At 59.6% G+C, this 12490-nt stretch carries 9 protein-coding genes; 8 read left to right on the forward strand and 1 reads right to left on the reverse strand.

All coding sequences use genetic code 11. The features are described 5' to 3' along the window. Positions 1–10 precede the first annotated feature (10 nt). Positions 11–841 carry a DUF4247 domain-containing protein gene (locus tag C230_RS0116660; protein WP_018133194.1) on the forward strand — a complete coding sequence of 277 codons (831 nt, stop codon included), beginning with the start codon at positions 11–13 and terminating at the stop codon, positions 839–841. Between the two features lie 105 nt (positions 842–946). Here C230_RS0116660 and C230_RS0116665 read toward each other — a convergent pair whose 3' ends face one another. Continuing rightward, positions 947–1777 carry a hypothetical protein gene (locus C230_RS0116665; RefSeq protein ID WP_018133195.1) on the reverse strand — a complete coding sequence of 277 codons (831 nt, stop codon included), beginning with the start codon at positions 1775–1777 and terminating at the stop codon, positions 947–949. A 185-nt stretch (positions 1778–1962) separates the two neighbouring features. On the opposite strand from C230_RS0116665, the gene C230_RS0116670 reads away from it, so the two are divergent. The 7 genes from C230_RS0116670 to C230_RS0116700 all read left to right on the forward strand — a co-directional run bounded on the left by C230_RS0116670 (position 1963) and on the right by C230_RS0116700 (position 12169). Further along, positions 1963–3021 (forward strand): TIGR01212 family radical SAM protein, encoded by a 1059-nt coding sequence (locus tag C230_RS0116670; protein ID WP_018133196.1) that lies wholly within the window; start codon positions 1963–1965, stop codon positions 3019–3021. Further along, entirely contained in the window at positions 3018–3602 is a 585-nt protein-coding gene (locus C230_RS0116675) for a tRNA (mnm(5)s(2)U34)-methyltransferase (protein ID WP_018133197.1), read from the forward strand. The genes C230_RS0116670 and C230_RS0116675 overlap by 4 nt, the downstream gene beginning before the upstream one ends. 127 nt (positions 3603–3729) lie before the next feature. Continuing rightward, on the forward strand, positions 3730–3954 hold the full coding sequence (locus C230_RS0116680) for a hypothetical protein (protein WP_026174387.1): 225 nt from the start codon (positions 3730–3732) through the stop codon (positions 3952–3954). Between the two features lie 106 nt (positions 3955–4060). Continuing rightward, positions 4061–7195, forward strand: a complete 3135-nt coding sequence (locus C230_RS0116685) for a PD-(D/E)XK nuclease family protein (RefSeq protein WP_156807498.1) — start codon at positions 4061–4063, stop codon at positions 7193–7195. Further along, positions 7192–10947, forward strand: a complete 3756-nt coding sequence (locus C230_RS0116690; RefSeq protein ID WP_018133200.1) for a UvrD-helicase domain-containing protein — start codon at positions 7192–7194, stop codon at positions 10945–10947. Before C230_RS0116685 ends, C230_RS0116690 begins: the two co-directional genes overlap by 4 nt. Next, on the forward strand, positions 10944–11828 hold the full coding sequence (locus C230_RS0116695) for a selenium metabolism-associated LysR family transcriptional regulator (RefSeq protein ID WP_018133201.1): 885 nt from the start codon (positions 10944–10946) through the stop codon (positions 11826–11828). The genes C230_RS0116690 and C230_RS0116695 overlap by 4 nt, the downstream gene beginning before the upstream one ends. 71 nt (positions 11829–11899) lie before the next feature. Further along, entirely contained in the window at positions 11900–12169 is a 270-nt protein-coding gene (locus C230_RS0116700; protein ID WP_018133202.1) for a hypothetical protein, read from the forward strand. Positions 12170–12490: the final 321 nt, after the last annotated feature.

Here is a 12490-nt window from a genome sequence, read left to right on the forward strand (position 1 = left end):
GGGAAGCAGGATGCAGCGGCTGGCGCAATCTCTCAAGTTACTGATCGCGGTCGCCCTGTCGGTGTCGCTCTTGACCGGGTGCGGCAGCAATCCGGTCGGCTCGTTGTATCCGCTCGAATCGGTCACGCAAAAAGGGGCGAAAACGTCCCGCGTCTACCGGGCGGAAAACATGACGGTGCCGGAAGTGGCGCAGGAACTTGCGGAACAGCGAAAACCACAGGAAATGTCCCGACAGGATCCCGAGCGGATGTTTCTGATCTATCCGGACGAATTGTACCATCTGCAGCGGGATCCGCAGAAGCCGGGCGATACGCTGATTGAGGTCGATAGCAAGGAATTTGTCCGGAACAATTACAGCCCGGGATTTTTGGAAGGGTACATTCTCGGCAGCATTCTGGATGACTTGTTTGATTCGCACAAACATCATCCTGGCAGCTACCGGGGCTACACCAGCCGCGATATCTACAAGCCAAACGTGCCGTACCACACGCCGACGCCGGAAGAGAAAAAACAGTTCCCGCCGCTGACCAAGCCAGGGACCGGATCGATCATCAGACGCGGCGACAAACCCGCCGCATCTGGCGGTTCGGACGGACCTGGCACGTCGGTGGGAGCAGGCAGCAGCATCACGAAAAAAGAGCCTTCCTCCGCGACGAAGGATCCCGGTCCGCCGCCGACAACCGGCGGCAGCGGCTCGATTGTCAAATCGGGCGGAAGTTCCGGTTCCGTCAGCGCAGACACCGGGCCGAAGTCCGGTTCTTCCAGCTTTTCCCCGCCGAAGAACAACTCTCCTCCGAAAACGCGAGTCGGCGGTTCCGGTTCGATCACCCGGCGAAAGTAAAAAAGAAGCTACCGAAGATACAAAGAAGAAGCCCTAGACAATTTGAAACCGCTCCCGGGGGAGCGAGTGCCGCCCCGGGAGCGGTTTTTGTGGTACGCCCAGCAATCAGCCGATTTTCAGGTCGGTCGCGGCCGGATCGGTCGGTTCAGCCGGCGGGGTCAGCTTACGGTAGACGAGCGTGGCCCAGACAGGGAGCAACGGAATCAGGTACAGTCCGAGCGGAATTGCGATCAGTACGGAAATCACCGGATGGGTAACCGCCCCGATGCCGACCAGGGTGAACACGATGATCATGCCTGCTATGAACAACCCGATCACGGGCAGAATCGTTTCCAAGAAAGCTTGCCAAGCGAACCGGAAACTGGTACCCAGCGCTTTTCCGAACTTTTCCTTCCCGTCGATCAGCGCCGGATAGAAAAGGATAAGCAGATATTGCACAACGATGCCCAGGAGAAACGAGACGATTTTTTCAGCGTTTTTTCCATTCTGATTGCCAAGCAGCACTAGTGAGCCGACGATGTCGGCCAACAGGTTGATGCCGAACGAAATTAGGACAAACAGCACGCTCCATCCCAAAAAACGGAAACCGCCCTTGAAATACGAGCGCCAATAGTGCCTATTCCTGTCCAAAACGGACGATGCCAGTTGATACAAGCCCGCATTGAAAAATGCGGTGACGAACAATCCCAACAAGAGAAACAGCAAGAACAGAACGAACAACAGCACGAGAACGCCCGGACCCAGCACGCCAAACAACAGATCCGGATCAAACTGATCCCGCCGCAGACCATGCTCGAACAGGCCTCTGAACGAAACGGCGAGGAACACAACGGGAATCAGCAGCAGCAGCAGAAATCCCAGAGCGGTCACCACCGGCGGCCAAATCATGCCGAGGTTGCGGTTAATCGTACGGAACGATTCAAATAATAATTTCATGGTTTCACTCCCTTAAGCGAAATCCTGAACCACCATTCTATCATATATCGAGTATGGCACGTCCGATTCCTGCAAGCAAACCGATTTTTCAGGGTTCCCGTGTCAAATGCCCAGCAGATTTGGTACAATCAGACAATAGGCACCTTCCTAAGCAGATACAGTTTCGCCGAAAGGAGGAGACCTGCATGCAACAGATCGCAACGAGCAGCCGAACGCCGCTGTTTTGGGGCGGTGACGGTTATCATAAAAAACGCTATCATACGTGGAATCATCATCTGCGGCAAATGTTCAACGAGAAAGTGTTCAAAGTGCCGCTCGATGCGGGCTTTACCTGCCCCAACCGGGACGGGACGAAAGGTACCGGCGGCTGTACGTTCTGCTCGGCGGAGGGCTCGGGCGATTTTGCCGGCGATCGACGCGATCCGCTGGAGGAGCAGTTTCGCAAGATCCGTGACCGGATGCACAAAAAATGGCCGCGCGCCAAATATATCGGCTATTTTCAGGCGTTCACCAACACGTACGCACCGGCGGCCGAATTGCGCGCCATGTACGAAACGATTCTGGCACAGGATGGCGTTGTCGGCCTGTCGATCGCGACCCGGCCCGACTGCCTGCCGGATGATGTGGTGGAACTGCTAGCCGAGTTGAACGAGAAAACCTACCTGTGGGTGGAACTGGGATTGCAGACGGTGCACGAGCGCACGGCGCTGCTGATCAACCGCGGCCACGATTACCAGTGTTATCTGGATGCGGTGGAGAAACTGCGCAAGCACAACATCCGCATCTGTTCCCACATCATCCTTGGGCTGCCCGGTGAATCGGAGGAAGACATGATGGAGACGGCCAGGGCGGTTGCCAACCTGCCGGTGCAGGGGATCAAGATTCATCTGCTGCACCTGCTGAAATATACGCCGCTGGTCAAACTGTGGGAGGCGGGCGGCCTCAAGTTTCTGGAAAAAGATCAATACATCCGGCTGGTGGTGGACATGCTGGAGATTTTGCCGCCGGAGATGGTGGTGCACCGGCTGACGGGGGACGGCCCGCCGGATCTTTTGATCGGACCGATGTGGAGCCTGGATAAGTGGGGGGTCTTAAACGGCATTGACGGGGAGCTGGAACGCCGCAACACCTGGCAGGGCCGCCTCTGGATCCCGCAACAGGCCTGGACGCCGGAGACAGGACCGCTCTGCAACCCGCAGGCATCGTTTACCGAATTGCCGGTGTTAAAGGAGACAATCCTGTGAGCGGCTGGCGGATCCCGTCCGTGCTGCAGCAGGCGAAGATCTTGTTGAGTGAGCGGCTTTCCGCCGGTTCGATTGCGGTGGATGCGACGGTTGGCAACGGATACGATACGCTTTTTCTGGCAGAATGTGTGGGCGAGACGGGGCACGTCTACGGGTTTGACATTCAAAAACAGGCGCTCACTTCGGCGGAAGCCCGGCTGTCCGAAGCGGGGCTGCTGTCACGTGTGACCTTTTTTCATACGGGGCATGAGCGGTGGGTGGAGCTGCTGCCGCCCGATTTGCGGCGGCAGATTCAGGCGGTGACGTTTAATCTCGGGTACTTGCCGGGCGGGGACAAGGCGGTCGTCACCCGGCCGGAAACGACTCTGCAGGCGTTGCAAGCGGCGTTTGACTGGCTGGCGCCGGGCGGGATCATCACCGCCGTGCTGTACAGCGGCCATCCGGGCGGCAAGCAGGAGGCCGAGCGGGTGCTCGCCTGGGCCGGCGGGCTGGATCAGAAACAGGCGCAAGTGTTGTGGTACCAATTTTTGAACCAGAAAAATCAGCCGCCTACCCTGCTGGCGGTCAGCAGACATTCGTAGTCTATACAAACCACCCTTTCCGGGAGAGGGGTTCTTCGGGCTGCCGCTGGCGATTTTCTTCTTTGCTTTGCTGCTGCTGGTGCCTTTGCTGTGGCCGTTTCGGTAACTGGCGGACGGGTGTTGCGAATTGGGCGCACCTGTCTTTTTGTGCGTTCGTATGGTGCGGATCCGCCCGGCCGGTATCCGCTTGGGGCGGCGCACGACGGGGGCGAGCTGCACGGAGCGGACCAACCTGGCACCCATCAGCTTGTCGCGAGTGAAAACGGGGCGGCACAATCCGTGGGCGCCGCTGACCGTGTTGTTGCAGCAGCCGCTTTACATTTCCAGTTACCGGCTGACCAGGGTAAGGTAATGGGGCGATCAGTGCAGCGGCCGGTCGTTTTTCGGCCAAAAAGGGGTTGCCGTTCCAAGCGGCGAAATATTTCTTGCAGGATCAGCAGTTTGCAGCGGAGGTTCTCATGAAGCGAATCTACACCGGATGGTATACAGACCAGTTGCGGCAGCGTTGGACGGACCAATGCAGACAGGCGCTGCGGGAAGGACGGCGCAATTTTCGCTTTCTGCTGCCAACGCGCCACTTGATTCGACAGGTGCGGGAGAGCCTGGCCGAATCGGACCTCGGGTTGTCCGATCAGATCGGTACGTTCGACGACATGGTCGATCTCGGGTTGTCGAAGGAACCGCGCGTCATCCGAATCGATGAACAGGCAAAATTGGCCGTGCTGACGCGGGCGTTGGAACTGGCTGGCGATGAGGCCGCCGCTTTTGGGCGGATTGCGGACAAGCCCGGTTTTCTCCGGTCGCTGATGGAGGCGATTGAGGAGATGAAGAGCTCGGGGATTTTTCCGGAAGCGATGCAGACGTGGCTGGCAGCGGGCGGTTCGGCGGCTGTTGGAGGTTCAGGTGACGCTGTTGCGGGCTGTTTGCGTCCGAACGTGGAAGGTGATGCGGGTGACGCGGACCGGAAGTATGTTCGCGCGTTTGTTTGCGTCTATCGTTTTTATCAGCAGTTGCTGCGGGATCATACGGCCGGGCGGCTGCTCGACCGGCAGGAAGGGTACCGGGTGGCGGCGGAGCATCTGCTGCGTTGCGGCGAAGAGCTGTTGGCCGGAATCGACACCGTGTATATTGACTTTCTGACGGTGACACCGTTGCAGTTTCCGATCGTCGAAGCGATCTGCCGGCATGTGCCGCATGTGGAGATTTTTATGCCGTATCCGTCCCGGGCGGAGGGGACAAGCCTGCTGCAGCAAAGCCGCAGCCGTCTGATCGCCGCTTTGCACGCGATCGGTGTGGAACATGTGGAGCTTGGTGGGGAGGCGGGCGCGGGGGGGCCGAGTGCGGACGGATGCGGTTCCGTGATCGGCACTGGTTCCGACCCTGCCCCTTTCGTCCGCTTGGCGCGGGCTTTGTTTGAGGACCAGCCGGAGCGGATGGACGCCAGCGGGGTGGAACTGATTCCGAGCACCTCGCCGCTGCAGGAAGTGCGGGCGGTCGCGAAAGAAATCAAGCGGCTGGTCCGGCAGGGCTGGGATCTCAGTGAGATCGCCATTGTGACGGCGGATGATGCCACCTATCGGCCGCTGATCCGGCGGGTGTTCCGTGACAATCGGATCGCCGTGCGGCTTGCCGAGATCCAAAATCTGGTCGAGGTGCCCGTTGTCCGCTACATCCTGCAGGCCGTCGGCGAGGCGCAGGCCGAATTTCCGGAAAAAACGACCTGTGCGAAACACGCGGAAGCGCTGTGTCAACTGGTTTCTCGCCTGCGATTGGTGGAGGAACTGTATGAGCGGGCGGCGCAGGGCGGCGTCTACCGGCTCGAAGATTTGCGCCGGGATCTGCGGGCGTGGCAGACCTGCCAGGACATCCTGGCTAGCATGGTACGGGCGAAACGACTGTACGGAGACCGGGAAGTGCCGTTTGCCGCGTTTTGGCAGGAATGGCGGGAGTTGTTGCACCAGATGAAGGTGCAAGTCGATGCCGGAGCGGGGGAAGGCGTTCGCGTCTATCGTCCGGAGGAAATGCGGGGTCTCAGCTACCGCGGCGTGTTTCTGCTCGGACTGAATGAGGGGCGGTATCCGAAAAAGCCGGCCGATCATTGGCTGATCGAACGAATCGTACGGGCGGCGGACGGGCAGGCGGCCATTTTGCAGCGGTGGGAACAGACGGAGTTGCAAAATCTGCTGTTCCGCTACTGCGTGCAGGCGGCGGGCGAAAAATTGTATCTTGGTTATCAGAGCCCGGAAGCGGACGAGCGGAACTTGCCGTCGCCGTATCTGGAAGCGGTGATTCGCTGTTTGCAGCCGGGAGAGTGGACAGCCCCGCCCCGTTTTCGCAGCGCGATGTCCAGCTTGCCGATTGCGGATCGATGGGAGGAGTTGTCAAGCCACCAGGAATGGCGGGAACGGGCAGCGATCTGGCTGGGCGGGCAGCCGTCCCTGCACGTGGCGGAGGAACCTGATGAACGGGCGCTTGAGCGGCTGCAGGCGGCACCCGAACTCTCGTGGGGCCAGATCCTGGACCGGTTGGCGGTCGAGTGGGAACGAAGCAGCGGTTACCCCAGCCGGTTTGCCGGGCGGTTGCAGGATCCGGCGATCAAGGCGATTTTGCGCGAGAAGTTTGGCCCGGACTACCCGTGGAGCGTGTCGGTTCTGAACGATTATGCGGTCTGCCCGTTCAAGTTTTTTGCTGCCAGGATTTTGCGGATTCAACCGCGGGAAGCGGCGGAGGACGGGATTCCGGTGCAGGACAAGGGAATCTTTCTGCACACGCTGACGCGTCGCCTGCTGCTGCCCCTGACGCAGGAAAATCAGGTCGGTGCGGAACAGGTACAAATGGTGCTGGAACGGTTCGAGCCGGTTTTTGAGCAGACCTGCCTCGAGTGGGAAGGCACGCAGTTGGCGGCGTCGCCTTACTGGCCGGCGGAAAAGCTGCGTCTCAAGCAAGAGTTGCGGCTTTGGCTGGAGCGTGAATTGGAGCGGCTGATGCAATCGCGGATGCGGCCGGCCCATCTGGAATGGTCGTTCGGCGGCCATATTGGGGAGGACGAGCGGCATGCGGTGGATGCCGGATCGACGGATGAACCGGTGGTTGTCCCGGTGGGCGGCGAATGGATGCGGCTGCGCGGCCAGGTTGACCGGATCGATCTGACGGAGGACGGGTCGCAGTTTGCCATCTATGATTACAAGACCGGCTTACACCCGAAGAAATACAAAGGGATCAAGGATTTGCAGGACGGCACCAACTGGCAGCTGCCCTTGTATCTGGCCGCATACGCCGAATGGGCGAAACAGCAGGGACGCGAGCTGGCACCGCTTGGCGGCGGCTTCCGCCAACTGTCTCCGCTACCTGTCAAAATGGTCGGCGTATGGGCGGCGGAGGCCGGGATGTGGGGAATAACCGACACGAAAAAATCGGACGTGCAGGACGACCTGCAGGCTGTGCTGGATGAGGCCCTGCAACGGATCGCCGAACAGCGGGAAGCTTTGCGCGACGGGGTATTCGACGCGCGGCCGCGGGTGGAATGCGATCCGCATTGCAAGTATTTGGCTGTCTGCCGGTTTGACGCGGCGAAAAAGGAGGGGGCGGAATGACGTTTGATGCACCGATCCGGCGGGTAAGAAACCCGCAACCGAACGAGGCGCAGGCGAAAGCGATCGAAAATCTGGATCAGGATCTGTTGGTGGCGGCCGGAGCCGGTTCGGGAAAAACGTGGGTGCTGACCGAACGCTATATGGAGATGCTGGTCCGCGGCGCCCGGCCCGGCCAGATCGTGGCGATCACCTTCACCGAACTGGCGGCAGCCGAGATGAAACGGCGGATTCGCACGGCGGTCGAGAAATGGATCGCGGAAACGGCCGACCTCCTGGAAAAAAAGCGCTTGCGCCGCATTCGCAGCGAACTGGACTCGGCGATCATCTCGACGATCCACGGATTTTGCATGCGGATTCTGAAGGAGCATCCGGTGGAGGCGGGGGTCGATCCGCTGGCAGAGGTGCTCGAGCCGGATGAGGCTCGACGCTTGCTGGAAGAGGCGGTCGAAGAGGTGCTGGAAGCGGCCCTGCGCGAGCGGTTTGCCGAGGTGCAGCCGCTGTATTTGGCGTGGGGTGGTCGGCGGGGAATGACCGAATCGCTGTTGCAGGCATATGAGGATATGCAGATGTTCGATTACCCGGTCGACCGGGTGTTGGCCGATACGGAGCGGTCGCTGGCAGCCATGCGGGCGGAGATTGAAACGATGGTCGATGAGATCGACCGGCTCGTGAATACGATCGTCAGACCGGAGTTGGGGGAGCTGCTGGCCAACAAGAAGCAGCTGCCGCAGTACGCCGTCCAGATGGAAGCGTGGGTTCGCCGGTGGGAGGAAAAATCGGCCCTGCTCCGCACCTGGGACGGGGTGACCGATCCGCAGGTGCGGCGGACGCTGCGGGATTTGCGGAACACCATTTGGCGCAAATACGGTTCCGAGTCGTTGCGGGATGCGCACGAACGGTTGAAAGAAGTCTTGCTGCCGAAGCTGATGAGACTGGAAGTCGGGCCGGACGCAATGGATCGTGCGCGCTCATTTTGCAGATTGCTGGAGGCACTGGAAGCTCGTTATCAGCAGAAGAAAGACCGGCGGCACGCGCTCGATTTTCACGATCTGGAACGGATCACCGCCAGGATGCTGGAACGGTACCCGGATGTGGCGGCGCTGTACGGGAAACGGTTCCGGTTTGTGATGATCGATGAGTTCCAGGACACCAACCGCCTCCAGAAATCGATCCTCGACCGCATTACGAGCGCCAGCGGCAACGTCAAACGCTTCCTGGTGGGCGACGGCAAACAGTCGATCTACAAGTTTCGCGGCGCCGATGTGGACGTGTTTCAGGAAGTGGAAGAGGAGCACCGCAGGGCCGGCGGCGATCGGCTGATCGATATGGGCGTCAACTTCCGGACGCAGGCGGGAATCATCAACTACATCAATGATTTTTTTGCGAATCTGATGCAAAGCGCCGATACCGAACATGTCAAACAGGTCCGGTTCGCTCCGCTGCATGCGGCGCGGAATCCGGCACACGGCAACCCGTGCGTGGAGATTCTCGTCCATTCGGCCGATGCGGAGGCAGCTGCGCGCGACGGGGAGGCCGATTTGATCGCCCGCAGAATTCGCGAATTGGTGGACAACAGGTTGCCGCTTGTGTACCGGAAGCGGGCGGGGGAACGGGAGGAAACGCCGCAGCCGGTTCGCTACGGGGACATCGCGATCCTGTTTTCCGCCACGACCCATTTGCAAGTGTATGAGCAGGCACTGCAGCGGTACGGCATCCCTTATACGGTGGAAAAAGGGCGGCAATTCTATAAAAAACAGGAAATTGCCGATCTTTGCGCATGGCTGACCGCGATTGTCGACCCTGCCGACGAAGTGGCGTTGGCCGCTCTGCTGCGGTCTCCCGTGGTCGCTTTGTCGGACGAAACGCTGTTTTGGCTGGCGCAGGAGGGCTCGATTCAGCAGGGGCTGGCAGTTATGGCGGCCGCCGACGCAGTCTCCCGCGTCCGGTTGCAAGCGCGGCTGGGAGAGGCGGAATTTGCCAAGACCGTCCGGGCGGTTCGGAAGCTTTCGGAATGGCGGGAAAGTTGGCGGTTGCGGCGGTTGACCGATTTTCTCGAATCGATCTTGCGGGAAAGCGGTTATCTGCAAATGCTGCTGGCCGGATTCGGCGGCGAGCAGCGGTATGCGAACGTGCTGAAACTGCTGGAGATTGCCGAGCAACTGCAACGAAAAGAGGGGTATGGCGTCGCGGAGTTCGTCGAATATTTGAAGCGGATGCGGGACGAGGAAGTGCAGGAGACGGAAGCCCAATTGGGCGGCGGAAGCGGTTCCGGCGGTGGGGCGGTTCGGCTGATGACCGTGCATGCTTCCAAAGGGCTTGAGTTCCCGGTGGTCATTTTGCCGGATTTGAAACGCCCCCTGCAAACGGGGGATACCGCCCGCTGCCTGATTCGGCCCGGCATGGGGATCGGGTTGAAAGCGGAGCGGTATGGCGAAACGGCTGCCGACGGCGAGCTGGAGGTACAAGGAGACGGCCTGTTCCTGCGCATGAAAGAGCAGGAAAGCGAACGGGAACTGCTGGAAGAACACCGAAAACTGTACGTGGCGATGACCCGAGCCCGCGACTATTTGATTCTGGCGGCGACGAAACCGAAACGGGAGACGACCTCCTGGCAAAAATGGATTCTGGAGCACGCCGGCTTCCCGAAGTTTGACGAGATCGCCTGCGGCATTTTGGAAAAAGGGGACCCGAGCACTGGCTATCGGATTTTTGTGAATGGGGAAGTGGGCTGGCCGGCGGTCGGTTTTGACCGGGACCGGCAAATGCCGTGGCAAGTGTGGCGGGAGCGGATGGGTTGTTGTGAGGGAAAGGAGGCAGGCGGGGTGCTTACCAGTGACTCGTTCGCTCTCCTGTTCCCGGCCGGCAACCCCGACTCGCTGCATGTGCCGATGCTCTCGGCGTCCGCCTATATGGCGTATCGGACGTGTGAGCGCCGATTTTTCCTGAAATATTTGTTCCGTTTGCCGGAATTGCGGAGGAGCGGCGGACAGTCGGCACTGGCGGATCTTTCGGCTGACAGCCTGCCTGACAGGGAGGAAGAGGAAATCGATCCCGAACCGGGCATCGCTCCAGGTGGAGCGGACGAGTTGGCTGCGGAGGCGCCGGACATCAACCATCGCCGGGTGCATGCCGATTTGCGGGGCACGTTGGTGCATGAGTTGTTCGAACAGTTGCGGGAACCCGAACAGGCGGCGGAACTGATCCGCAAGCAAGTGGAGAGCACGGCGGGAATCCGCCCGGAGGAACGGCCGGCTGTGATCGCCTATCTGCAAAAAATGGCCGATCGCTACCTGAACAGCCGGTGGTTTCATGGCGACTCGCTGCGCGAACAGCCGTTTTATCTGAAAATCGGCCCGACGATGCTGCACGGTTTTATCGATTTGATCCTCCCGGAAGCGGATGGGAGTCTGACGGTCGTCGATTTTAAGACGAACGAAATTCGCGGCGGCGAACAGATCGCCGAACTGGCGAAGAGCTACGAGGTGCAGCTGCAACTGTATGCGCTGGCGGCACGATCCGTTTTTCAAAAGCCGGTGAAACGCGCGCTGCTCTTCTTCCTGGATGTGGGTGAATCGGTGGAAGTGAATGTCAGCGGGCCGACGCTCGACCGTTTGCTGGACGACCTGCGGCAAACTTGCAGCCAACTGCTGGAACGTTGTACCATAGACTCATATCCGATGACGAATGAACGGGCTGTGTGCGGCCGGTGCGGCTACCGGACCCTGTGCGGCAGAAGTGAGAGTGGAGCATGAATTTAAAGCGAATTCGAACATTCAGGATGGTTGTCGACCACAAAAATTTTTCGATCGTCGCCGAACTGCTCGGCATCAGTCAGCCGGCGGTCAGCAAACAGATCAAAACGCTCGAGGAAGACCTGGGGGTGGTGCTCTTGCACCGCGATTCGGTCGAGCCGACGGAAGCGGGGCGGATTGTCTACCGGAAGGGAAAAGAGCTCTTGTATGCCTGGGACGAGCTGGTGGCTGAATGCCGGGCGATGCAAGGGGAACTGACGGGGCTTTTGCGAATCGGGACGAGCACGATCCCCGGTTCGTATCTGGTGCCGCCGCTGCTTCGCGAGTTTCGGAAACGCTATCCGCGGATGGAAGTCTGCCTGACGGTGCATGATTCGGAAGAAGTGACGGGGCTGTTGCGGGACGGACGATTGGACGTCGGCATCGTCGGCAAGGAGCCGGACGACGACCCGTTCGAGTCGCACGTGGTGGCACAGGATCGGATGCTGCTGGTCGGTCCGATCGACAGCGACGAAATGGACGGATTCGGCGATCTGAAAGGCAAGCCGTTTATTTTCCGGGAAGAAGGGTCGGGGACGTGGCACGCGGCGAAAGAAGGGCTGCGAAAATGGGGCGGATCGGTTGACAGACTGAATTGCGTGGCGCAGGTGGACAGTACGGAAGCGGTGATTTCGCTGGTGGAAGCGGGGCTCGGCTATTCGATCGTGTCGAGTCTGGCCGCCCAACCGGCCACCCGCCACGGCCGCATCAAAATCCTGGCGGAACTGCCGGTGGTGCGCTCGTTTTATCTGACCTACCTGTCGTCCAAACGGCAAAACCCAGCGATCGCGGCGCTGGTGAACCTGTCGGGGAGTTTACTTGGAGAGGCGGGCGAGGATTGAACGAGGAAACCGCCGCCTGGAAGAAGGCAAACCGGAGGAGGCACTGAACCGAGCGAAAAAAGGAGGTTGTCATGCAATACGAAAAAATTCCGCCCGTGCTGCTGCGCGATTTTCGCCGGGATATGGCGCGTGTCCCGTGGCCTGCGTTCCTTGCGTGGCCGCAGCGGGAGCGCGACCAGATCATCACGCTGATGGCGCAGGACTTCGAGCATTTGATGGACCAGGAAGAGCATCTGGCGTTGCGGGAAGCGTATCTCAGCACGGAGGACGACGAGTCCCGCAAGCGGATGCTGTACGAACACTATCAACGATTGTTGAAAAAACGGGGACTGGATCAATAGGCGAACGCCGTATCGCCATGCGACGGCCGGCGGCGGGAGGGAAATTCATCCAAACGAGCTTTTTGCGATGTCCGGGAAGCCAAACGGGACAAGGGCTGAGAAATAAGCGAAAATAATCTTTCCCCCAAAAATCAGCGGAAAACGTACCCTTTCAGACACAAAAATAGGCCGGGTTCCGAAATTCCACCCCAGCCTCTTGATGTGGTTAAAAATAGTAAACAGGCGAGTTCATCCGTGGTAAAATTGTAGTTGACGAAGCCACAATTTTATTTTCTGGAGGGTCGCCTGCTATGGCTATTATACCACAACTGAAACTGTTTG

The sequence above is a fragment of the Effusibacillus pohliae DSM 22757 genome (assembly GCF_000376225.1).
Taxonomy (GTDB): Bacteria; Bacillota; Bacilli; order Tumebacillales; family Effusibacillaceae; genus Effusibacillus; species Effusibacillus pohliae.